This window comes from Microlunatus aurantiacus (assembly GCF_039536605.1).
Classification (GTDB): Bacteria; Actinomycetota; Actinomycetes; order Propionibacteriales; family Propionibacteriaceae; genus Microlunatus; species Microlunatus aurantiacus.
In genome coordinates, this window is sequence record NZ_BAAAYX010000004.1 from 537,814 (window position 1) to 560,825 (window position 23,012).

General features: G+C 69.9%; 20 protein-coding genes and 1 tRNA gene. 15 read left to right on the plus strand and 6 right to left on the minus strand.

Annotated features, from left to right (window positions below):
* Positions 1–29: 29 nt before the first annotated feature.
* From ABD714_RS10345 to rpmH, 5 genes are all read right to left on the minus strand, one after another.
* On the minus strand, positions 30–629 hold the full coding sequence (locus tag ABD714_RS10345) for a Jag family protein (protein WP_425562377.1): 600 nt from the start codon (positions 627–629) through the stop codon (positions 30–32).
* A 182-nt stretch (positions 630–811) separates the two neighbouring features.
* Positions 812–1,864, minus strand: a complete 1,053-nt coding sequence (gene yidC, locus ABD714_RS10350) for a membrane protein insertase YidC (protein WP_344812271.1) — start codon at positions 1,862–1,864, stop codon at positions 812–814.
* The gene (yidD, locus tag ABD714_RS10355; RefSeq protein WP_344812233.1) at positions 1,861–2,277 is read right to left on the minus strand and encodes a membrane protein insertion efficiency factor YidD; all 417 of its coding nucleotides are present in this window, start codon (positions 2,275–2,277) and stop codon (positions 1,861–1,863) included. The genes yidC and yidD overlap by 4 nt, the downstream gene beginning before the upstream one ends.
* Entirely contained in the window at positions 2,274–2,699 is a 426-nt protein-coding gene (gene rnpA, locus ABD714_RS10360; RefSeq protein WP_344812234.1) for a ribonuclease P protein component, read from the minus strand. The genes yidD and rnpA overlap by 4 nt, the downstream gene beginning before the upstream one ends.
* Positions 2,700–2,723: 24 nt before the next feature.
* On the minus strand, positions 2,724–2,861 hold the full coding sequence (gene rpmH / locus ABD714_RS10365) for a 50S ribosomal protein L34 (protein ID WP_344812235.1): 138 nt from the start codon (positions 2,859–2,861) through the stop codon (positions 2,724–2,726).
* Between the two features lie 592 nt (positions 2,862–3,453).
* On the opposite strand from rpmH, the gene dnaA reads away from it, so the two are divergent.
* The 9 genes from dnaA (at position 3,454) to ABD714_RS10410 (ending at position 13,054) form a co-directional block, all read left to right on the plus strand.
* The gene (dnaA, locus tag ABD714_RS10370) at positions 3,454–5,148 is read left to right on the plus strand and encodes a chromosomal replication initiator protein DnaA (protein ID WP_344812236.1); all 1,695 of its coding nucleotides are present in this window, start codon (positions 3,454–3,456) and stop codon (positions 5,146–5,148) included.
* Positions 5,149–5,629: 481 nt separating this feature from the next.
* Positions 5,630–6,019: a hypothetical protein gene (locus tag ABD714_RS10375; RefSeq protein WP_344812237.1), complete on the plus strand. Its 390-nt coding sequence runs from the start codon at positions 5,630–5,632 to the stop codon at positions 6,017–6,019.
* 94 nt (positions 6,020–6,113) lie between these two features.
* Positions 6,114–7,274, plus strand: a complete 1,161-nt coding sequence (dnaN, locus tag ABD714_RS10380; RefSeq protein WP_344812238.1) for a DNA polymerase III subunit beta — start codon at positions 6,114–6,116, stop codon at positions 7,272–7,274.
* A 219-nt stretch (positions 7,275–7,493) separates the two neighbouring features.
* Entirely contained in the window at positions 7,494–8,570 is a 1,077-nt protein-coding gene (gnd, locus tag ABD714_RS10385; RefSeq protein WP_344812239.1) for a phosphogluconate dehydrogenase (NAD(+)-dependent, decarboxylating), read from the plus strand.
* Positions 8,571–8,770: 200 nt separating this feature from the next.
* Positions 8,771–9,910 carry a DNA replication/repair protein RecF gene (recF, locus tag ABD714_RS10390; protein ID WP_344812240.1) on the plus strand — a complete coding sequence of 380 codons (1,140 nt, stop codon included), beginning with the start codon at positions 8,771–8,773 and terminating at the stop codon, positions 9,908–9,910.
* Positions 9,903–10,499 (plus strand): DciA family protein, encoded by a 597-nt coding sequence (locus tag ABD714_RS10395; RefSeq protein ID WP_344812241.1) that lies wholly within the window; start codon positions 9,903–9,905, stop codon positions 10,497–10,499. The genes recF and ABD714_RS10395 overlap by 8 nt, the downstream gene beginning before the upstream one ends.
* Positions 10,500–10,563: 64 nt before the next feature.
* Positions 10,564–11,952, plus strand: a complete 1,389-nt coding sequence (locus tag ABD714_RS10400; protein WP_344812242.1) for a hypothetical protein — start codon at positions 10,564–10,566, stop codon at positions 11,950–11,952.
* The gene (locus ABD714_RS10405; protein ID WP_344812243.1) at positions 11,949–12,524 is read left to right on the plus strand and encodes a hypothetical protein; all 576 of its coding nucleotides are present in this window, start codon (positions 11,949–11,951) and stop codon (positions 12,522–12,524) included. Before ABD714_RS10400 ends, ABD714_RS10405 begins: the two co-directional genes overlap by 4 nt.
* A complete protein-coding gene (locus ABD714_RS10410; RefSeq protein WP_344812244.1) occupies positions 12,521–13,054 on the plus strand; it encodes a hypothetical protein in 534 nt (177 codons plus the stop codon). Before ABD714_RS10405 ends, ABD714_RS10410 begins: the two co-directional genes overlap by 4 nt.
* A 40-nt stretch (positions 13,055–13,094) precedes the next feature.
* Here the strand turns inward: ABD714_RS10410 and ABD714_RS10415 are convergent, their stop codons facing one another.
* Complete coding sequence (locus ABD714_RS10415; RefSeq protein ID WP_344812245.1) at positions 13,095–13,751, minus strand: hypothetical protein; 657 nt, start codon at positions 13,749–13,751, stop codon at positions 13,095–13,097.
* A gap of 346 nt (positions 13,752–14,097) precedes the next feature.
* Between ABD714_RS10415 and gyrB the strand changes: the two genes are divergently transcribed.
* From gyrB to ABD714_RS10445, 6 genes are all read left to right on the plus strand, one after another.
* Positions 14,098–16,239, plus strand: coding sequence for a DNA topoisomerase (ATP-hydrolyzing) subunit B (gyrB, locus tag ABD714_RS10420; RefSeq protein ID WP_425562378.1), 2,142 nt, complete (start codon positions 14,098–14,100; stop codon positions 16,237–16,239).
* Positions 16,240–16,550: 311 nt separating this feature from the next.
* Positions 16,551–19,223 carry a DNA gyrase subunit A gene (gene gyrA / locus ABD714_RS10425; RefSeq protein ID WP_344812246.1) on the plus strand — a complete coding sequence of 891 codons (2,673 nt, stop codon included), beginning with the start codon at positions 16,551–16,553 and terminating at the stop codon, positions 19,221–19,223.
* 1,352 nt (positions 19,224–20,575) lie between these two features.
* Positions 20,576–21,271 carry a DUF3566 domain-containing protein gene (locus ABD714_RS10430; RefSeq protein WP_344812247.1) on the plus strand — a complete coding sequence of 232 codons (696 nt, stop codon included), beginning with the start codon at positions 20,576–20,578 and terminating at the stop codon, positions 21,269–21,271.
* Between the two features lie 145 nt (positions 21,272–21,416).
* A tRNA-Ile gene (locus tag ABD714_RS10435) sits at positions 21,417–21,490 on the plus strand.
* A 297-nt stretch (positions 21,491–21,787) separates the two neighbouring features.
* Positions 21,788–22,249: an NUDIX domain-containing protein gene (locus ABD714_RS10440; RefSeq protein ID WP_344812273.1), complete on the plus strand. Its 462-nt coding sequence runs from the start codon at positions 21,788–21,790 to the stop codon at positions 22,247–22,249.
* Positions 22,250–22,377: 128 nt separating this feature from the next.
* Complete coding sequence (locus ABD714_RS10445; protein ID WP_344812248.1) at positions 22,378–22,776, plus strand: hypothetical protein; 399 nt, start codon at positions 22,378–22,380, stop codon at positions 22,774–22,776.
* Positions 22,777–23,012: the final 236 nt, after the last annotated feature.

Sequence of the window (23,012 nt, forward strand, 5' to 3'; positions counted from 1 at the left end):
CCCCCGACGACGGGCTCGATGAGGCGTCCTCAGCCACGCGCGGGAAGGACGACCACGTGGCGCCGGGGCTCTTCACCCTCGGACTCACTGGTCAGACCGGCCGCCGCCACGGCGTCGTGGACGATCTTGCGCTCGAAGGGGTTCATCGCCTTGAGGTGCACGGCCTCGGAGGAGTCCTTCACCTCCTGGACCGCGTCGCCGGCCAGGGCGACGAGCTCCTGCCGCCGCTTGCCCCGATAGCCGGCGACGTCCAGCATCAACCGGCTGCGCTGTCCGGTGTCGGCGAGGACCGCCAGCCGGGTGAGCTCCTGGAGGGCGTCGAGCACCTGCCCGTCCTTGCCCACCAGCGCCTGCGACTCGCTCACGATCGAGACGTGGGCGCGGTCGCCGTCCACGTACGTGTCGATGTCACCGTCCAGGTCGGCGATGTCGAGCAGCTCCTCGAGGTAGTCGGCGGCCACCTCGGCCTCGACCTCCAACGGGTTCTCGTCGTCATCATCGTCGTCGTCCTCGGCGGTGGCCTCGTCGACCGGCGCCGCCCCGTCGCCGGGGGAGGCCTCGACGTCCTCAACGACGGCAGCAGGCGAGTCGTCGCCCAGCGCCGACCCTTCGACTCCGACCTCGCGCACCTCAGCGCCAGCGGTGTCGTCCGTCTCGGCCGCCGTCAGCTCCGGCTCGACGGCCGTCTGATCGGTGTTCGTCATGTTCCTCCTCCAGGCTGCCGCGCGCGGCGGTGCCATGTCCTGAGTGTGATCCCGTGCGGCGGGTCCGTGACACCGGCCGCTGCCCGGGAGGGTTCAAGGGCGCAGGATCACAGCTTGCGCTGGGATCGCGTCTGCTTCCGGGGCTGCTGGCGCACCACCCGGGGACCGTCGGTGGGTTCGGTCACCGTCGGGGCACTCCCGTTGCCGTTCGTGGTGCCGCGCACGACCCCGCTCTCGGCGGTGGCCGCCGCCGACGGCGTCGACGGGGCCCGGTGCGCCTCCTTGCGCGCCAGCTTGTCCTTGCGACGCTCCTCCCAGGCCTCGTACGCCGGGGTGCCGGGCGCCGGGTTCCGCCGGATCACGTAGAACTGCTGACCCATCGTCCACAGGTTGGAGGCCAACCAGTAGATGAGGACGCCGATCGGGAAGTTGACGCCACCCACCGCGAAGATGATGGGGAACAGGTACAGCATCATCTTCTGCTGCTGAGCGAACGGACCGGTCAGCGCCTCCGGCGGCATGTTCTTGCGCATCAGCTGCAGCTGGGTCACGAACAGGGTCGCGGTCATCGCGAGGATCAGGACCACGGTGACGACGTGGGTGGCGGTGATGCCACCGGCGAACCCCACCGACAAGAACGTGCTGGAGATCCGGGCACCGAAGATGGTCGCCTCGTGCAGCGAGGTCAGCAGCTCCGGGTGGATCTCCAACCAGTGACCCCGGGGGATCTCGCGCGACGCACCGTCGAGGACGCGGAACAGCGCCAGGAAGATCGGCATCTGGAGCAGCAGCGGCAGGCAGGACGCCAACGGGTTCGCGTTGTGGTCCTTGTAGAGCTTCATGGTCTCTTGACCGAGCTTCTCGCGGTCGTGACCGTACTTCTTCTGCAGCTCCCGCACCTTGGGCTGGAGCAGCTGCATCTGGCGCGAGGACTTGATCTGCTTGACGAACAGCGGGATCAGCGCGACCCGGATGACGACGGTCAGGCTGACGATCGAGAGCGCCCAGGTCCACCCGCTGTCGGCGCCGAAGACCGGCGACAACAGACTGTGGAAGAGCACCAGCAGACCCGAGACCACCCAGTACAGCGGGCGCATGATGGCGCTGCCGACGGCGATGAACGGGTCCCAGATGCTCAGCGGGACGAGCAACGGGATCAGGTCGAACAATTCACACCTCGTACGTGAGCCGGCTCGGCTCGCTGGTCGGACACATCGGACCGGTCGGCCCCCTGCGCGTCCCGGGGGACGTCAGGTGACTCCGGCAGGTCATGGTGACCCTGGTCTTGGTGCTCGCCACGGCCCGTGGCGGTCGCCATCGTCGACGCAGCCTGCAGGCGCGCCTCGTCGGCGAACTCCGGCGTTCCCGGAACAGGATCGTAGCCGCCGGCCGTCCACGGGTGGCAGCGCAGCAGGCGCCGACCCGCGAGGTAGGAACCCTTGACGGCTCCGTGCACCTCGACAGCGCGGAGCGCGTACGCCGAACAGCTCGGGTAGTAGCGACAGACGTTGCCGTACAGCGGCGAGATGACCAGGCGGTAGACCTTCAGCAGCCCGATCAGCACGTACTTCATCGCCGGGCCAACCGGGACAGCGCCGCGGACCAGGCAGCATCGAGGTCGGCACCCAGGTCGGGACCCGCGGTCGACGCCGCGGGCAGCGCCCGGACGACCACCATAGTGTGATCACCCAGCTCCGGCAGGTGGGCCAACGCCAGGTGACGGAGACGACGTCGCACCCGGTTCCGCCGGACGGCCGAACCGACCGCCTTGGAGACGACGAACCCGATCTGGCCGCCGTCCGTCGGGCCGGTGGTCGACGGGGTGTCCGCGCGGGTCTGTTCGACCCGCACCTCCTCGCCCCCGGCGGCCGTCGAGGCGGCCACGTCGAGCCGGAGGGCGTGGACCACCACGGTGCGCCGGCCGGCCCTCACCCCGTGCCGCACCGTGCGTCGGAAGTCCTCAGACCGACGCATCCGTGCGTGCCCGGGTAACACGAGGCAGACCTCGGGACCGGACCGTCAGGCAGACAGCTTGTCGCGGCCCTTGCGCCGGCGGGCGGCAAGGATGGCGCGTCCGGAGCGGGTCCGCATCCGAAGGCGGAATCCGTGGACTCGGCTGCGGCGCCGGTTGCTCGGCTGGAACGTGCGCTTGCTCACGGGAGGGCTCCCTATATCGTCTGACAGGCCAACGACTGCCCGCGGAAATGCGGACAGCGAACAGAGGTCGACGCAGTGGCGGCGACCTTCTAACGGTACGGGGAGCACCCAAGACGGTCAAACCAGGTGCGCACCCCGGGCGATCCTCGGACACGTGTCCAGCCGACACGCCGGACAATCGGGAAAAGTGTCACGAACGGGTTGCGGCGCGCCGGACGGCGTTGCTACGTTCACGCCTCGTCCCTTGTTTGTCATTACGCCAACGTTCTTCCACCCGACACCGTCAGTTCCGCCCGATGTCACCGCTGTCGTCCTCCCGGGTCCGCCGTCGCGGACCGAGGTCGGCCCCGGTGGTCGCGGCGGTATCCACGTATTCGTGCACAGGGTGTGGATAACTATGTGGAAGGACTAGGGTGGGGGGCCCGAGACGACCAGTGGACGGAACGGGGGCAGTCACCGGTGACCGGCCCCGCACCGCCCGGACGGCATCAGCTCTCACCTGACCCTCGCGGCAGCCCCCTCGTGTCCACCGGATCGCGACGGAGCGTCGTGCCCCGATAGCGAACCTGTGGAGAACGAGGCTGTGACCGACGTGAGCGCGAGCGACACCACGACGATCGCCTGGGAGCACGTCTACGCCACCTCGGCCCCGGAGCTCCGCCGCTGGCTGGACAACTCCAAACCGGTCGCCATGCACCAGGACGCGCTGATGGTGGCCGTGCCGAACAACTTCACCCGCAACCAGCTCGAGGGACGGTTCCGCCCCGACATCGAGCAGCAGCTCAGCGACTACTTCCAGCGCACGGTGCAGCTGGCCGTGATCGTGGACTCCACCGTCACCCCCGAGCCCACGCGGCCCGACCCGGATCGCGCCGAGCAGCCCCTCGATCACCCCAACGGCTCGACCGGCCGCTTCGACGGCGCCGGCCACGGCCGCCCGAACGCCGCTCCCGTGGGTCCCGGACTCGATTCGCGCCGCCTTCCTCGCCCCCTCGATCCGCCCGCCAGTCCCGGGTCCGGGTCCGGCTGGGGCGAGCAGCGGAGGTCGGGAGGGCCGGCGGACCGCGCCGGCGCGCAGCGGCGGGAGGACGACGGCGGTCCGACCGAGGGCTCCGACCGCCCGGCTTCGGTGGACCGTCCGGACCTCGGCGCCGGTGGGGACACCTACGCCGACACCTTCGCCGCCCCCGGTGACCCGCAGCCGCGACCGTTGCGGCAGCCCGATGAGAACCGGCCCCGCAAGGAGATCGACGCCAGGCTCAACCCCAAGTACACGTTCGAGACCTTCGTCATCGGCTCCTCGAACCGGTTCGCGCACGCGGCCGCCGTCGCCGTGGCCGAGAACCCGGGGAAGTCGTACAACCCGCTCACCATCTACGGCGAGTCCGGCCTGGGCAAGACGCACCTGCTGCACGCCATCGGGCGCTACGCCCGTGACTACTTCGAGCGGGTGCGGGTGCGGTACGTCTCCACCGAGGAGCTCACCAACGACTTCATCAACGCGATCAGCCAGAACAAGGGTGCCGAGTTCCGCCGGCGCTACCGCGACGTCGACGTGCTGCTGATCGACGACATCCAGTTCCTGGAGGGCAAGGAGCAGACGCAGGAGGAGTTCTTCCACACCTTCAACACCCTGCACAACGCCCAGAAGCAGATCGTGATGACGTCGGACCGGCCGCCCAAGAACCTGGAGAACCTGGAGCCTCGGCTCCGCAGCCGGTTCGGCTGGGGCCTGATCACCGACATCCAGCCGCCCGACCTGGAGACCCGGATCGCCATCCTGCGCAAGAAGGCTGCGCAGGAGCGTCTGGTGGCCGGGCCGGACGTGCTCGAGTTCATCGCCAGCCGGATCCAGACCAACATCCGCGAGCTGGAAGGGGCCCTGATCCGGGTCACCGCCTTTGCGAGCCTGAACCGGCAGCAGGTCGACCTCGCGCTGGCCGAGGTGGTCCTCAAGGACCTGATCCCGGAGGGCGGAGAGGCCCAGATCACCTCCGCCATGATCATGGCCCAGACCGCCGCCTACTTCGACCTCACCATCGAGGACCTCTGCGGTCAGAGCCGGACGCACGTGCTGGTCACCGCCCGGCAGATCGCCATGTACCTCTGCCGCGAGCTGACCGACCTGTCGTTGCCCAAGATCGGCCAGCAGTTCGGCGGCCGGGACCACACGACCGTGATGCACGCCGAGCGCAAGATCAAGAACCTGATGTCGGAGCGGCGGTCGCTCTACAACCAGGTGACCGAGCTGACCAACCGGATCAAGCAGCAGGCCTCACAGCGCTGATCCCGGGGTCTCTTCGCGAGTCCAGGACACCGAGCGTCAACCACGTCGAGCGTGGCCGCGCTCCCTGCTCGGCCCTCGCTGTCCCCAGCGTCGTCCACAGGACCGAGAGCCCGGCGCGGCTGCCGTTCCCCGCCCGGAAGCGCGTACCGAGTGTTGCGAATTGATGACGTCCTCCGCACACCTGGGGGAAAACCTGTGGATAACCACCCGTGCTGGGGACAACCAGGCCGCAACCTGAGGATCCGTCCGGGGTCGCCGGTGGACGGTTCCGGACCCTCCGCCACTCGTCCTCAGATCCTCCCCGTGTAATTTCGAGTACGCCACAGCCCGGACCACAGGCCCAAACCGGTCCTGACGTGCGCGAGGGGGCTGTTGTCCACAGGATCCACACCACCTACGACGACGACTATCAGTTACACATAGCTCCATCAGTTCGAAGTCACGCCTGTGCGCATGTGCACGGCATCGACACGGAGGTCCAGTGAAGTTCCTACGGAAGCTGTTCGGCCGCGACACCGACGACGAGGGTGAGGACGTCGAGATCCGCCTCGACCAGGAGCAGCGCGGCCGCCAGCTGCTGCAGCTGGAGAAGTCGCTCGACCAGCTGGTCCGGGAGATGCGGACCTGCGAGTCGCTGGACAACCCCGGCTGGCGGCCGCGGGTGAACGAGTACAGCCGGCTCGCCGGCGAGGCCATGACCTTGCGCCGCGGCGAGATCACCCGGGAAGGCGTGCTCGACCTCGTGTTCGCGATCCGGCCGCTGTTCAGCGGGGCGCCCCCCACCGGCATGGAGCACCTGGTGCCGTTGCAGGAGACGGTGCTGGAGGCCGCCGAGCAGCTCCGGGTGCTGTCGCCCGACGAGCGGGGCTGAGCAGTCCCGCCGGCGTCGGTATGATCGTGCAGCGCTGCTCACGTCTGTGGCGCGGTTGCCTCGTCCGGGGTGCCAGAGAGAGGCAGGAGGCAGTGTGAGGATCCGACTCGAACGCGACACGTTGGCCGAGGCGGTGCAGTGGGCCGCACGCAGCCTGCCGACCAGGCCGAGTGTGCCGATCCTCGCCGGTCTGCTGATCCGAGCCGATGCCTCCGGCGTGGTGCTCTCCAGCTTCGACTACGAGACCAGCGCGCAGATCACCGTCAAGGCCGAGGTGGCCGACGAGGGTGAGGCGCTCGTGTCGGGTCGGTTGCTGGCCGACATCTCCCGCAGCCTGCCGGCCAAGCCGGTGGACATCTCCGCCGACGGCAACCACGTCGAGCTGGTCTGCGGCAGCGCCCGCTTCACCCTGCAGACGCTGCCGGTCGCGGACTACCCGACCCTGCCGACCCTGCCCGAGGCCACGGGGACGGTGCCGAGCGACGTGTTCGCCCACGCCGTGGCCCAGGTGGTCGTGGCGGCCGGTCGCGACGAGCTGCTGCCCGTCTTCACCGGCGTCCGGGTCGAGATCGAGGGCGAGACCGTCTCCCTGCTGGCCACCGACCGCTACCGGATGGCTCTGCGCGAGCTCACCTGGAACCCCGCCACCCCGCAGACCTCCACCGCCGCCCTGGTGCCGGCGAAGGTCTTGTCGGACACCGCGAAGTCGATGTCCGCCGGCGACCAGATCGTGTTGAGCCTGGCCGCCAGCGGCGCCGGGGACGGGATCATCGGTTTCGAGGGCCACGGCACCGCCGGTGACAGGCAGACCACCACGCGGCTGCTGGACGGCGAGTTCCCGAAGGTCCGCCACATCATGAACACGCAGCCGGTGATGACCGTCCGGCTGGGCACCGCGGACACGATCGCCGCGGCGCGCCGCGTCTCGCTGGTGGCTGAGCGCAACACGTCGCTGCGGATGCTGATCGGCGACGGCGTGGTGACCCTCGAAGCCGCCACCGGGGACCAGGCGCAGGCGTCGGAGGCGCTGGAAGCCATCGTCGAGCAGCCGGGCGGGGGAGAGCAGGCGGTGACCGCCGCCGGCTTCAACCCGACCTACCTGCTGGACGCCCTGGGTGCCTTCGACACCCCGTACGTGAACTTCGCCTTCACCGCCCCCAGCAAGCCGTGCCAGCTGACCGGCCTCGCCGAGATCGACGGCGACCCGATCACCGACTACCGGCACGTGATCATGCTGATGCGCCTGCCGAGTTAGTCGTCACTCGCTGCGGAGGCTCCGCTCAGACTCTGTCTTCCCTCCTCACTCGCGACGAAAAGCGTGTCGCTCGCTCGTCGGTGCAGACAGAGTCGCTCCGCTCCGCGGCCGCTCGCGACGGGCTCGTTCACTCGCTGGCGCTCGCTCGCTCGGGCGGTGGTCGCGGCGTAACGAAGCGCTGCTAGCGTGCTCACGACGTCGCCTCGAAGGGAATCTTCAATGCAGCTGGGAATGATCGGTCTGGGGCGGATGGGCGCCAACATCGTGCGTCGGCTGATGCGCGACGGGCACGAGTGCGTCGTGTACGACGTGAATCCCGAGACGGTGGCCGGTCTCGCCGGCGAAGGTGCCGTCGGAGCCGACAGCCCCGAGGACTTCGTGGCCAAGCTCGAGCGGCCCCGGGCGGTGTGGGTGATGATCCCCGCCGGCATCACCGGCAAGATCGTCGACCAGTTCGCGGCGCTGCTCGACGAGGGCGACATCATCATCGACGGCGGCAACTCGAACTACCGCGACGACGTCCGTCGGGCCGCCAAGCTCAAGGAGCAGGGCATCCACTACGTCGACATCGGCACCAGCGGTGGTGTCTTCGGCCTGGAGCGCGGCTACTGCCTGATGGTCGGCGGACCGGACGAGGCTGTCGCCACCATCGACCCGATCCTGCGCACCATCGCGCCCGGGAGCGGCGACATCGAGCGCACCCCCGGCCGCACCGGGGAGCCGACGCCCGAGGAGCTCGGCTACCTGCACTGCGGGCAGTCCGGCGCCGGCCACTTCGTCAAGATGGTCCACAACGGCATCGAGTACGGCATCATGGCCGCCTTCGCGGAGGGCCTGAACATCCTCGACAACGCCGACGCGGGCATCCGGGAGGCCGAGCACTCGGCCGAGGTCGCCCCGCTGGAGGAGCCGGAGTACTACCAGTTCGACATCGACACCGCCAAGGTCGCCGAGCTGTGGCGCCGCGGTTCCGTGGTCTCGTCCTGGCTGCTGGATCTCACTGCGGCCGCGCTGCAGGCGAACCCGACGCTCGACGGGCTCGCCGGCCGGGTGTCGGACTCGGGTGAGGGACGCTGGACGGTCAAGGCGGCGGTCGACATCGGCGTGCCGGCCCCGGTCCTGGCCGCGTCCCTGTTCGAGCGGTTCGCCTCCCGCGGGGAGGACCACTTCGCCAACCAGGTGCTGTCGGCGATGCGCCAGCAGTTCGGCGGACACCAGGAGCTCCCGGCCGGCGACTCGTTGGAGGCGGGTGGCGCCAAGGCCGACCGCGTCGAGTCGACCGGCATCGAGAAGTAGCTCCGGAGTCGGTCGGGTCGGCGGGGTGGGGCGGGGCGACGGTCCTGCCCACCTCGCTCCGCAGGCTCCGCTCGGAACGCCCACCACTCCCTGACCGTCGCCCCGCCCCACCCCGCCCGGTCTCGTTCTGAACGTCCCCACTCGTGGGGGTCGACTCGAGGCGGTCGGACTCGAGGGCGCTGGACACCTAAGGTGGTGCGGTGTTCGTCGATCATCTGCAGCTGGGCGACTTCCGGTCCTACCCGCAGGTCGACGTGGCGCTCGGGTCCGGGGTGACCACGTTCGTGGGGGCCAACGGGCAGGGGAAGACGAACCTGGTGGAGGCCGTCGAGTACCTGTCGACGCTGTCGTCCCACCGGGTCGCCTCCGAGGTGCCGTTGGTGCGGTTCGGGGCCGAGCGGGCTGTGGTGCGGGCGCGGGTGCAGGCTGGTCTGGACGATCCCCGGCAGCTGCAGCTGGAGGTGGAGATCACGCCGGGCAAGGCGAACCGGGCCAAGCTCAACCGGTCGCCGCTGCGGCGGGCCCGGGAGCTGGTCGGCGTGCTCCGTACGGTCGTGTTCTCCCCGGAGGACCTGGCCATCGTCAAGGGGGATCCGTCGGAACGGCGACGGCTCCTCGACGAGCTGGTCGTCGCCCGCTGGCCCCGGTTCACCGGTGTCCGGGCCGACTACGACCGGGTGCTGCGGCAGCGGAGCACGCTTCTGAAGTCGCTGAGCGGACGGTCCCGGGGCGGGCCTCCGCCGGCCGAGGCGGCCTCGACCCTCGACGTGTGGGACACCCACCTGGCGGCGGCCGGCGGCGAGCTGCTGGCCGCGCGGCTGCGGACCCTGACCGAGCTGGCCCCGCACGTCAGCGCCGCGTACGCCGACATCGCCCCCACCAACTCCGAGGTGACCGCCACGTACAAGTCGGGGCTGGAGCTGACCGCGGAGATGAGCCGGGACGAGCTGACCGAGGCGATGATCACCGGTCTGCAGGAGCGGCGGACCGACGAGATCCAGCGCGGGGTGTGCCTGGTCGGGCCGCACCGCGACGACGTGCTGCTGATGATGGGGCCGATGCCGGCCAAGGGGTACGCCAGTCACGGCGAGTCCTGGTCGCTGGCCCTGGCCCTGCGGCTCGGCTCCTTCCAGCTGCTCCGCGACGACGCGGTCGAGCCGGTCCTGGTGCTGGACGACGTGTTCGCCGAGCTGGACAGCACCCGCCGGGAGCGGCTGGCCTCCAGCGTGGTCAGCGCCGAGCAGATCCTGGTCACCGCTGCCGTCGGCGCCGATGTGCCGACCGCGCTGGCCGGCCGCCGCTACCGGGTCGCGGCCGGTGAGGTGACCCCCGATGAGTGAGCCCCCGGTCGGTGAGCCCCCGGTCGGTGAGCCGGCGGCGGGTGATCCCCCGCAGGGGGAACCCTCGGGGACCGCCGAGGTGGCGCCCGTGTCGCGGCACGATCCGACGGGGCTCGACCTGGCCCGGTCCATCGCCGACTCGGTGGGGGCCGGACCCCGCCGGCGGACGAAGAGGCGTACCCAGCGGCCGACGCGGGTCGATCCCGTCCGTTCCGGGGCCCGGCCCGACGAGCGCGACCCGAAGACGCTGGGGACCGCGCTGGAGAACCTGGTCGACTCGAAGGGGTGGAGCACCGACCTCAGCATCCGTGCGCTGCTGGCCCGGTGGCCGGCCCTGGTCGGGCCCACCAACGCCGCCCACTCCTGGCCGGAGTCGTACGCCGAGACCGTCCTGACCGTGCGTACGGAGTCCACCGTCTGGGCGACGTCGCTGCGGACCATGGCGCCGCAGCTGGTGGCCAAGCTGAACGAGGCGCTCGGCGACGGGACCGTCACCCGGGTCGCCGTGCTGGGACCGCAGGGGCCGAGCTGGAAGAAGGGCCGTCTCTCGGTCCGCGACGGCCGCGGCCCCCGGGACACCTACGGGTGAGCGACAGCTGCGGGTGAGCGACACCCTCGGGTGAGCGACACGGGCGCCCATTAGGCTGCGCCGGGTGATCTGGGCCGACCTCCGCATCCTGGTGCTCGACACCGGGCGCGTCTGGTGGCGGACCCTGCCCCAGCTCCTGTCGGTCTACCTGCTGGGGTGGCTCGGGGTGCAGCTGGCCCAGCGGTTCGCGATCCGCGCCGGGGACGTGAGCTCCTGGGCGGCGCTGGCCATCTTCTCGTTCGGGTTCCTCGCCCAGCTGGTGGCGATCGTGGTGATGCTCCAGATCCTCGGTCGTGAGCTGGGGGTGCGGGACCTGATCCCCGAGTCCGAGGCGGCCACCGACGACCGGGACACCAGCCTGACCCGACTCGTCTCGATCACGCTGCTGCCGTTCCTCGGCATCTACGCCGCTTTCGGGGAGGTCGCCGAGAGCGCCACCCAGCTGGCCAACGAGCAGCTGTTCCGCAACGGCGTGCTCAGCGACGCCCCGTCGGTGCTCGGCACCCTCACCTCCGCCGCCAACGACCACCCCTGGTCGCTGCTGGGTGGTCTGGTCGTCATCTACCTGCTCCGACGCGGGGTCGACCTGCTGCACGACCGCACCGGTCTGCGGGTCCTCGGCATCCTGGTCGCCCTGATCGAGTCCTTCTTCCTCCTCGTGGTCATCATGGGCGGCATCCGGATCTGGCAGCTGGCCCGGCTGTGGATCGAGGATCGCCAGTTCATGGCGTGGCTGGCCGTGGTCAAGAACGCGATCCTGGACGCGCTGTCGGTGCTCTCCGTGCACCTGCCGGCCCTGCTCACCCGGGCGGCCTCGTTCGTGGCCGACGAGGTGTGGCCGCTGTTCTGGGAGGCCCTGGCCCAACCGATCATCTGGTTGGCCGTGGCGGCCCTGGTCTTCGGTTCCCAGGTGCTGTCGCTGGCCGAGATCTGGCGCAAGGGTCAGCCGCTGCTGGCCCGGGTGCCCGGCTCGACCACGTTCGCCAGCCACGCCGAGCGTCGCCGGGCTCGCGGCTACCATCCGCCCCCGCCGGGGGTGGGTCGGGCCGCGGTCGAGCTGCGGGAGGCGTTCCTCGGCGACATCGACGACAAGTACCTGCCGACCTTCCACTCGCTGCGGCTGGTGCTGCGGGCCGGGATCGTGTTCCTCGGTGCCTACGTGGCGGTCTACTCCGCGATCGTGATGGCCGGCAACGGCCTGGACCTGCTCAGTGACCAGCTGCTGGGTGGTCGCACGATCTCGTTCTGGTACGCCTACGGGCCCGCCATCGGACTGGTCCCGGACCTGCTGTTCGAGCCGCTGCGGATCTGTCTGCTGGCCGTGGCGTTCCGGCGCTGCCTCGAGCTGTTCTGGGCCCGGTCCGCGGCCGCGGAGCCGGCGGCGGTCCCCGACGCCGACGCCGCCGCCGCCCCCGCGCACGCGTCGGCCGACGGCGGGGTGGGGTCGAGATGAGACGGGCGATCCCACGCGACAAGGTCGTCGGCATCGTCGTGGCCCTGGCCTGCCTCGCCTTCAGCGCCATCGGCCTGAAGGTCAACGAGCCACCCGGGTTCAGCTACGTGGACGGCGTACGGGCCCAGACGGTGGCCGTCGAGGGGGCCGAGCTGACCGTCGGCGACGTGCAGGTCGGCACCCGTCTGGTGCGACGCGGCGAGGTGGAGGCCGAGACCACCGGGATGTTCGTCACCGTCGAGGCGACGCTCGCCGTGCCCGGGTCGTTGCGGGTGAACCTCAACCAGTCCCAGCTGATCACCGAGGACCGGACGTACGAGAACTTCTCCAGCACGTCCCTGGTGGCCGACGCCGGGTTCCGGCAGACCCAGGACCTCACGTTCGAGGTGGACCCGGCCCAGATCGACGACCTGACCCTCGAGATCTGGTACGGCGGCATCGTGCACGGGTTCTACCAGCGGGCCCGCATCCACCTCGGCATCACCGCCGGCAACGCCGACCAGTGGCGGCGCGCCGCCGTGGGCCGCGACCTGGAACCCGATCCGTACGGGACCGTGGAGGCGCTGCCGTGATCCCCGGTCGCCGGCGGGCGTGGCTGCGAGCCGCCTGTGTCCTGGTCGCCGTCGCCGTCTACCTGAACGTCTGGACCACCTACGCCCTCTACGGCCTCACCGAGTACGGCCGCTACACCCAGCAGCAGCCGGGCGCGTCCACCACGGCGATGGGGGCGGAGTTCCGGCTGGTGAGCCTGGTGCAGACCACCGAGCTGGTCAACTCCGTCACCGAGGAGGTCGCCTCGCCCTCGGTGAACGCCGTCTGGGTCGTCGCCCGGGTCGACGTGGTGCGCCGGACGGAGGACCCGAACCTGCTCTGCGTGCTGGAGATCCTCGGGCCCGGGCGGCGGGTCTGGGAACCGAACCGGGACTACGTGTCCCGGGACGGCAACAGCACCTGCACCCTCGCGGAGATGCCCCTGGGCAGCACCTGGCCGCTCGAGATCGTCTTCCAGGTCCCGGAGAAGTACGCGGGCGAGCTGGCCGGGGTCGCGGTCAACGACCCGGTCTCCCGGTCGGCCCGTCCCGTGCTGGTGCCGCCCCGCTGATCCGACCCGGATGGCCCGCGGGTGTGCCGGGCCGGGCCGGTCAGTCCAGGTCGTCGGCGAGCTGCTGCACCGGCAGGCTGTCGATCCGGTAGTAGGCGTCGGCCCGCCCCCAGCTCAGCTCGCCGGTCTTCAGCAGCGAGCGGTCCCGGAACTCGAGCTCCCAGACGGCGAGCTGCACGGCCGTCGGCCGCTCCAGGGCAGCGGGCAGCTGGAACACCAGCCGGTACGGGATCGGCGCGAGCCCCGGGGTGAAGAAGCTGCCCCCGCTGCGGTCGTCGGCCCCGAACCGCTGGCTCTCCGGCTCGACCACGCTGGTGCTGGCCGGTTCCCGGAGGGAGAAGAACCAGTCCAGGGTGCTCGGGGTGATGGCCGCGTCGCCGGTGGTCCTCCCGGTGCCCGCGACCACCACCTCCCAGACCACCTGGTCGTCGAAGGTCTTCTTCTTCTGCACCGTCGCCGCGGTGAACGCGAACGCGTACGGTCCGGTGGCGATCACGGTCCCCGGCGCCACGATGGTGCGCAGATCCGTGCGCTGCTCGAAGCCACCGGCCACCCAGGTCAGACCGACCAGCACGGCGAGGGCGACGACGAGCGACCCGACCATCAGCCAGGTCCGCCGCCCGTCGGGAGAATCGGTCGTGTCCGCGGAGTCCGGGCCGGCAGCCGTCTCGGGGTCGGTCGCGGGCGCCTCGGTCACCGGGTCAGTCTAGGCAGGGGCGTGGTTCGTCGGGGCCCGGGCGAGGGGTCAGCGCCACGGCGTGGAGGCCGATCGCGATCACGTACGGAGGCCGTCTGAGCCCCTCAGCAGCCCGGGGGTGCGTATCGGTGCTCCAGAAACCCCCGCCGGAAGGCGGAAGAGGCCCTGGCGTGGCTCCCAGCGGCCATCTGGGGTGTTTCGACCCCGTGACGGATACGGGTTCTGGGTGCGACACGCGGTAGACTGGACACGTTCCGGACGGCTGCCGATCCCCCCGATCACGGCCGTCCCTGTGTTGTCGTGCCGCCTTCGTGCGCCCGGGTCCGGGTCGCCTGCCGGGCGGCGCCTGTGTGACAGGAGATCAGAGCCGGTGACCGACGAGCGCCCCGAGCCAGCCCCCGACGACGCGACCACGGATCCGGCGGGCAGCACCGCCGATCCGGCCGCGGTCCTCGAGGTGGAGATCCCCGCCTTCGACGCCCTCCCTCCGCGCATCAACAACGGCAACGGCGAGCGACCGACCGAGTACGACTCGGGGTCCATCACCGTGCTGGAGGGTCTGGAAGCGGTCCGCAAGCGCCCCGGGATGTACATCGGCTCCACCGGGGAACGCGGTCTGCACCACCTGGTGAGCGAGGTCGTCGACAACTCCGTCGACGAGGCGATGGCCGGCTTCTGCGACACCATCGACGTCCGGCTGCTGGCCGACGGCGGCGTCCGGGTGGCCGACAACGGCCGAGGCATCCCCGTCAAGGAGCACCCGACGGAGAAGATCCCGGCGGTCACCCTGGCCCTCACCGTCCTGCACGCCGGCGGCAAGTTCGGCGACGGCGGCTACAAGGTCTCCGGTGGTCTGCACGGGGTCGGCGTCTCGGTGGTCAACGCGCTGTCGGCACACCTGACCGTCGAGGTGCTGCGCGACGGCTACCGCTGGGAGCAGAGCTTCTCCCTCGGCACCCCGGACGGACCGCTGGAGCGCAAGGAGGAGTCGGACCAGACCGGCACCACCGTCACCTTCTACGCCAGCCCGGAGATCTTCGAGACCACCACCTACTCGTACGAGAAGCTGGCGGCCCGCTTCCGCGAGATGGCGTTCCTGAACAAGGGTCTGACCATCTCGGTCACCGACGAGCGCCCGGACCGCCAGGACCTGGCCAACCCGGACGACCCCACCCTGACCGAGGGCGGTCGCCACGACACGTTCTGCTACACCGACGGGCTGATCGACTACGTCCGCTACCTCAACCAGAGCAAGGAGACGGTCAACCCGACAGTCATCGCGGTGGAGGCCGAGCGTCCCGACCAGGGGATCAGCGTCGAGGTGGCCATGCAGTGGAACACCTCGTTCACCGAGTCGGTGCACACCTTCGCCAACGCGATCAACACCCACGAGGGCGGCACCCACGAAGAGGGCTTCCGGTCGGCGCTGACGTACACGGCCAACAAGTGGGGGCAGGACTGGGGCCTGATCCGCAAGCCCGAGGACAAGCTGTCCGGTGACGACATCCGCGAGGGGCTGACCGCGATCATCTCGGTCAAGCTGGCCGAGCCGCAGTTCGAGGGCCAGACCAAGACCAAGCTGGGCAACACCGAGGCGCGCTCGTTCGTGCAGCAGGTCGTGAACGCCAAGCTGGGCGACTGGTTCGAGGAGAACCCCCAAGAGGGCAAGCTGATCATCCGCAAGGGCCAGGCAGCGGCGATCGCCCGGATCGCCGCCCGCAAGGCCCGCGACGCCGCCCGGGACCGCAAGGGTCTGCTCGGCCGCAGCGGTCTGCCCGGCAAGCTGGCGGACTGCCAGTCGACCAACCCGGAGGAGTGCGAGGTCTTCATCGTCGAGGGTGACTCGGCCGGCGGCTCCGCGAAGGGTGGCCGCGATCCTCGGATCCAGGCGATCCTGCCGATCCGCGGCAAGATCCTCAACGTCGAGAAGGCCCGGATCGACCGGATCATGCAGAACCAGGAGGTCCAGGCGATCATCAGCGCCCTGGGCACCGGGGTGCACGAGGACTTCGACCTGGCCAAGCTGCGTTACTACAAGATCGTGATGATGGCCGACGCCGACGTCGACGGCGCGCACATCCGGACGCTGCTGCTGACCTTGATGTTCCGGTTCATGAAGCCGCTGATCGAGGCCGGTCACGTCTACCTGGCCCAGCCGCCGCTGTTCAAGATCAACTGGAGCAACTCCGCCCACGAGCTCGCCTACACCGACGCCGAGCGGGACGCGCTGCTCCGGGTCGGCGCCGAGGAGGGCAAGCGGCTGCCCCGGGAGAACCCGATCCAGCGCTACAAGGGTCTGGGCGAGATGAACCCGGACCAGCTGTGGGACACGACCATGGATCCGGACAAGCGGATCCTGCTGCAGGTGACGTTGGAGGATGCGGCGCGGGCGGATGAGATGTTCTCGATCTTGATGGGTGAGGACGTGGAGCAACGACGGGCGTTCATCCAGCGGAACGCGAAGGACGTGCGCTTCCTTGACATCTGATCCGTTGCTGTCGGTGTGGGGTCGGTCGTCGTGCTCGGGGGGTGGGGTCGGGACAACCATCCGCCCTCGCAGGCTCGGGCTCCCGCCAGGCCCGTCCACGTCCCTCACCCACCCCCCGAGCCCGACGACCTTACCTGGGCTGCTGTCGAGTGGGTGCGTACGTCACGGTCGCCACCGGCTGGACGCCCGTGGTCGGACCGGGTGGATGGCTAGTGGTGGTGCGGGTGGATGCGGCGTGTGGGGCTGGATGGGTGGACCAAGATCAACAAGCAGGGCGATGTGTCACGTGAAACGAATGACGGAGTGGACCGATGACTGATGTGACTCACGAGCCGGCGGACCGCCGGGAGCCGGTGGATCTGCAGGACGAGATCCAGAAGTCCTATCTCGACTACGCGATGAGCGTGATCGTGGGGCGGGCGCTGCCGGATGCGCGGGACGGGCTGAAGCCGGTGCACCGGCGGATCCTGTACGGGATGTTCGACGGCGGGTACCGGCCGGACCGCGGCTGGAACAAGTGCGCGCGCATCGTCGGCGAGGTGATGGGGCAGTACCACCCGCACGGTGACGGCGCCATCTACGACACCCTGGTGCGGTTGGCCCAGCCCTGGGTGATGCGCTACCCGCTGGTCGCCGGTCAGGGCAACTTCGGTTCGCCCGGCAACGACAAGGCCGCCGCCATGCGGTACACCGAGTGCCGGATGGCGCCGCTGGCCATGGAGATGGTCCGTGACATCGGTGAGAACACCGTCGACTTCAAGCCGAACTACGACGGCAAGGAGCTCGAGCCCGTCGTCCTGCCGGCGCGGTTCCCGAACCTGCTGGTCAACGGCTCCACGGGCATCGCGGTCGGCATGGCCACCAACATCCCGACCCACAACCTGCGCGAGGTCGCCTCGGCGGTCCAGTGGGCGCTCCAGCACCCCGAGGCCGGCGCCGAGGAGCTGCTCGAGGCGTCGCTGGAGCGGGTGAAGGGTCCGGACTTCCCGAACGGCGCGCTGATCGTCGGCCGGAAGGGGATCGAGGACGCGTACCGGACCGGTCGTGGCTCGGTCATCATGCGGGCGGTCGTGGACATCGAGGAGGACCGCGGCGGGCGGACGCTGCTGGTGGTCACCGAGCTGCCGCACATGGTCAACCCGGACAACCTGGCGCTCAAGATCGCCGAGCTGGTCAACACCGGCAAGCTCGCCGGCATCGCCGACATCCGGGACGACTCCTCGGCCCGGACCGGGCAGCGGCTGGTCATCGTGCTGAAGCGCGACGCGCAGCCGCGGGTGGTGCTGAACAACCTCTACAAGCACACCCAGCTGCAGGACACGTTCGGCTGCAACATGCTGGCCCTGGTGGACGACGTCCCGCGCACCCTGCGGCTGGACCAGTTCATCTCCTTCTGGGTGGCTCACCAGATCGAGGTCATTCAGCGGCGGACCCAGCACCGCCTGGAGGACGCGGAGGCCAAGGCCCACATCTACCGGGCGCTGGTCAAGGCTCTGGACATGCTGGACGAGGTCATCGCGTTGATCCGGCGGAGCCCGAGCACCGACGACGCCCGTACGGGTCTGATGGCGCTGCTGGAGATCGACGAGGTCCAGTCGACCGCCATCCTCGACATGCAGCTGCGGCGGCTGGCGGCGCTGGAGCGGCAGCGGATCATCGACCAGCTGGCCGAGTTCGAGCGGATCATCGCCGACCTGCAGGACATCCTGGCCCGTCCGGAACGGCAGCGCTCCATCGTCAGCGACGAGCTGGCCGAGATCGTGGACAAGTACGGCGACGAGCGCCGGACGACCATCATCGCGGCCGACGGTGACCTGTCCGACGAGGACCTGATCCCCGACAACTCGGTCGTGGTCACCATCACCCGCGGCGGCTACGCCAAGCGCACGCTGACCGAGGCGTACCGGGTGCAGAAGCGTGGAGGTAAGGGCGTCCGCGGGGCCAGTCTGCGGACCGACGACATGGTCGCCCACCTGTTCGCGACCAGCAACCACCGCTGGATCCTCTTCTTCACCAACAAGGGCCGGGTCTACCGGGCCAAGGTCTGGCAGCTGCCCGAGGCCGGGCGGGACGCCAAGGGCTCGCACGTCGCGGGTCTGCTGTCGTTCCTGCCGGACGAGGAGATCGCCGAGGTGCTGGCCATCACCGACTACTCGGTCGAGCCCTACCTGCTGCTGGCCACCAAGCGTGGTCTGGTCAAGAAGAGCCCGTTGCCGTTGTACGACTCGCCGCGGCAGGCGGGGATCATCGCCGTCAACTTCCGCGACGAGGACGACGAGCTGATCGGGGCGCAGCTGTGTGCCCCCGAGGACGAGGTGCTGCTCATCTCGACCAAGGGCCAGGCCATCCGCTTCCCGGCGAACGACGACCAGCTGCGACCGATGGGTCGCGCCACCTCCGGGGTCACGGGGATGAAGTTCCGTCCCGGGGACGAGCTGCTGTCCCTGTCGGTCATCCGGGTCGGTGAGGACGACAGCGACCGGTCGGTGTTCACCGTCACCGACGGTGGGTTCGCCAAGCGGACCCGCGTCTCGGAGTACCGGGAGCAGGGTCGCGGTGGACTCGGCATCAAGGCGATGAAACTCAACGAGGACCGTGGTTCGTTGGTCGGCGGACTGGTGGTGTCCGACAACGACGAGGTCATCGCCATCAAGGCAAGTGGGCAGATCACCCGTAGCGCGGTGTCCGAGGTCCCGGTCAAGGGTCGTGACACGATGGGTGTGAAGTTCGTCGGTGTGGCCGACGACGACTCTGTCGTGGTCATCGCACTGAATCCGGAGGCCGCTGAGGTTCCGGAGCTCGCCGAGGACCCGGTCGTCGAGCCGGGAACAACCGAAGACGCAACGGACCACGACCTGGCTGACGCCGCCGTGGTCGACGACACCATCACCGACTCAGCGGAGCCGGACGAGGTCGACCTGACGCCGGAGGACGGCGACGGGGAGTCCGCGCCCGATGACGGGGTCGAGGAGGACGAACAGTGAGTGAAGGCAACGGACGACCGAGCGACCGGTCGGCGGACGGACCCGCCGGTGCCGCTTCCGGCTCGGACGCCGAGAACGCGACCGACCAGACCCTGACGCACCGGGCCACCACCGCGTGGCCCGGGTCGTCGCCGGCTGCCGGCACCGGTGGCTCGGGAGCCCCGGGTGGTTCTGAGGACCCGGGTGCTTCTGGGGCTTCGGGTGGTTCTGGACCGTCGAACGCCGCGAACCCGTGGGGTGCACCCAGCGCGTCGAGACCGGGCTGGCCGTCCGCGTCGTCGGCTCCGTCGGGGTACTCCGCGCGCTCCTCGGCCTCAGCACCGTCTTCGGCGGCCCCCCGCTCGGCGCCGTCGGGCTACTCGGCCCGCTCAGCACCGTCGGCCACCCCGGTCCCCCCGGCCGGGCAGGACTCCAACAGCTCCGGCTCCAACGGCTCCGGTACCGCCGGTGCGAACCGCGGCCCGGTGGGAGCACCCGGCTACGGGTCGGCTCCCTCGGCCCAGTCGGCGTACTCCGCCCGCTCGGCCGCCTCGGCCTCCCCGCTGGCCAACGGCGGCACGCCGGGATCGGCTCCGCCGGCGCCCGGCTCGGGCTCGTCGGTGTCGTCGGCCTACTCGGCCGCCTCCGCCCAGTCCGCCCGCTCGGCCTACACCGGTGGGTCCGCTCCGTCCGCCCGCTCCGCGGGCTCGGGCTACTCGGCGAACTCCGCCTACTCCGCCCGTTCGGCATCGTCGGCTTCGGCGACCGGTCCTACCTCGGACGCGGGTAGCGATCCCGTGGCCGGACGGGGTCCGGAGTCCGGCACCAGTGCGGGAGCCGGCACCGGCGCCTCGGCGGCCTCGGCTCCTCGATCGGCTCCTCGATCGGCTTCCTCCGCCTCACCGGTCCCGTCTCCACAGCCCGGTCCGACCCCCACGCCGACGACGACCGCCGGGTCATCGACGGCCGGTGGTACGCCGCCCAAGAAGTCGGTGCTCGAGCGCCTGGGCCTGAAGAAGTCAGGCCCGGCGACGGCCGCCGGCGCCCGCACCGGTGCGTTCGGGGACAACGCGACGTCGCCTACGCCGTCCGCGTCCGACTCCGCCGACAGTGCGGCCGACACAGCGTCGACTCCTACAGCGTCGACTCCTACCGCGTCGACTCCCAACGCGGAGACGCGGACGTCGGTGACGCCCGGGGCGGCCACTACGGGGGCCGCTGCGGCGGCCGCCGGTGCTGCCGCGGCGGCTGCGGACAAGCCGACGACCGGAGCCTCGTCGGCCCCGGCCGGTTCGCCCTGGGCCCGACCCAGCAACCCGAGCCTGCGTCCCACCCCGTCAGCTGGGGCGACGTCCGAGGCTCGTGAGGGTTCGGTGGCCCCCGGTCCGTACACGCCCAACGTGCCGGCGTCGTCGTCGGCCTCCTCGGCGAGCGCCGCCGCGACATCGCCCTCCTCGGCCCCCGAGGTGAAACCCCTCTACCGTCCGGACTCGACGGCCACGGCCCCGCAGTCCCGGTTCCCGCAGCCGGCCGCGCCGGGGGGCGAGCCCGACGTGGCACCTGCCCCGCTCGAGGAGACCGCCGGCCCGAGCACCGCCGTCCTCCCCGCCGTGGTCGCCGCAGCTCCAGCTCCCGCACCGGCAGCGAAGGCGGCAGAGTCCGCGGCCGCGGCCAAGGCGCGGGCCGGCAACGCCCGGCGGACCCGCAAGGCCCGGCTCCGGCTGTCCCGCCTGGATCCGTGGTCGGTGATGAAGACGTCGTTCCTGTTCTCCATCGCGGCCGGCATCATGCTCGTCGTCGCCGTGTACGTGATCTGGACCGTGCTGTCGACCTCCGGTCTCTTCGACTCGGTCAACGAGATCGTGGCCAGTGTGGTCTCCACACCTGGAGACACGACCCCGTTCCGGATCGAGGAGTACATCAACACCCAGAAGGTGATGGGCGTCAGCGCCCTCATAGCCTGCGTCGACGTGGTGATCTTCACCGCGCTGGCCACCCTGGGATCGTTCCTCTACAACCTGGCGGCCACCATGCTCGGCGGCCTGGAGATCACCCTCGCCGAGGACTGATCTCTCCCCGGGCGGGATGGCGGAGGATTCGTTGCGATGATCGCACCGAGTCCTTCACCTTCCTCAGGCCGCGAACCGATTTGAGGGATCCCGGGGGGATCGACTAGGGTTGGCGATCGCGCCGGGAAGCCGGGGCAACCCTCCCGGGCCTATAGCTCAGACGGTTAGAGCGCTGCCCTGATAAGGCAGAGGTCAGTGGTTCAAGTCCACTTAGGCCCACCCCAAGAACCACCTTTTGACCAGGCATGATGTCGGACTTACCGATTCGTGCAGCGAGCGCAGACCCGCCGGAGACACACCGGGGACACATCAAGACTCATGCGATCGCAAGGAAGTGATTCTCCCTGACTCCTGGCACTGACCCAGCAGCTCGTCGAGCCGATCAACAGCGGCGTCCGAACCGTCCTCGAAGAGCCCGCCCTTACGGGTCAGTGTGAACGCCACGTTGCTGTGACCAGCCCACTCCGTCACCTCCCGCACGTTGTCGATGAGAACGCCTGTCCTACGGTGATTCGGGTGACTAAGACACGGTTCCGGACGGCAGTTGCGGTGTACGGCATCCTGCGCGCCGGCACCTGCGTGCTGCTCATGCGCAGAGCGGGATCTGGGTACCACGACGGCGAACTGAGTCTGCCGGCCGGTCGCCTCGACGGCGGCGAAGACGTTCGCACCGCCCTGGTGCGCGAGCTGGCCGAGGAACTCGTGATAGCCGTCAACCCCGACGACTGCCGCCTCAGCGCCACCGCCCATCGCGCACCCGAGCATGCTGACGACGACGAGTACGTCGACTTCTTCTTCACCATCGACCGGTGGATCGGCACCCCAGCGATCGGTGAGCCGACCAAGTGCACTGAGTTGGTCTGGGCAGACCCGCAGCAGCTACCTCCTGACGTCATCGACTACGTCAGGCGCGCCCTCCAGGCATGCGACCAAGGCGAGCCTCTGGTGCTCGCCGGCTGGGACACGCGGTCTCCGTAGACGGACCGTCTAGTGGTGAACAAGCCTGGTCGTCATCAGAAATCATGGCCCGCGCGATCCATCGGCCCGTAAGCTGATGAGATCAACAAGTTGTTGACAACAATGTGTTGAGGGTTCAGCATTCTGGTATGGCCAAGACTGCTGAGGACCGTCGTCGCGAGCGTGCACCACATGCGCTGTTCCGGTTGACCGAGCGGCACGCCGGCTCAAGCCGCCTTCGCGGCCGCGCCGTCAGCGCAGCCACCGTGCAACCCAGCGAGGCAGTGCGTCTCGTGGAGCTCTTGGCGGCGGGCGCAGCGACCTACGCGGCGGGCGAGGACCGGGTCGACTCCGATGACCTCGTCGCCGCGTTGACATTAGTGCCCCATGTTCGCGCAGAGCTCGACGAGTCCGAGCTCGGCCTGCTGATCATGGCGCGCGGGCGCGGACTGACCTGGCAGCAGATCGCCGAGGCGCAGGGACTGGGAAGTGCGCAGGCGGCGCAGCAACGACATGATCGGCTCGCCGCACGGATCGAGGACAGTTGACGGTGCGCGACACTTTCGTTGTGGGGCCGTGTGGCTGAGGTCGCTCAGCTAGGTGGCCATGGAACCCCTGAGCCTCTCGCACTACGACGGCTGTGTCACAAGCCGTCAGTTCCTCCGAGGAGTGCCAACATCCGCGGCACACTCTGCAAGCTCATGCCTTGCGTTCGTCGTCAGTGTCGACGCTCGTTCAGGAGTGGACCAGGTTCGCTCGTTGAGATGTGGACCACGGTCTTTGT

Bases quoted from the DNA above. Each gene is read 5' to 3' on its own strand.
- gyrA (WP_344812246.1), top strand. From the start codon at position 16,551: ATGACTGATGTGACTCACGAGCCGGCGGACCGCCGGGAGCCGGTGGAT.
- ABD714_RS10395 (WP_344812241.1), top strand. From the start codon at position 9,903: ATGAGTGAGCCCCCGGTCGGTGAGCCCCCGGTCGGTGAGCCGGCGGCG.
- ABD714_RS10405 (WP_344812243.1), top strand. From the start codon at position 11,949: ATGAGACGGGCGATCCCACGCGACAAGGTCGTCGGCATCGTCGTGGCC.
- yidD (WP_344812233.1), bottom strand. From the start codon at position 2,277: ATGAAGTACGTGCTGATCGGGCTGCTGAAGGTCTACCGCCTGGTCATC.
- gnd (WP_344812239.1), top strand. From the start codon at position 7,494: ATGCAGCTGGGAATGATCGGTCTGGGGCGGATGGGCGCCAACATCGTG.
- ABD714_RS10445 (WP_344812248.1), top strand. From the start codon at position 22,378: ATGGCCAAGACTGCTGAGGACCGTCGTCGCGAGCGTGCACCACATGCG.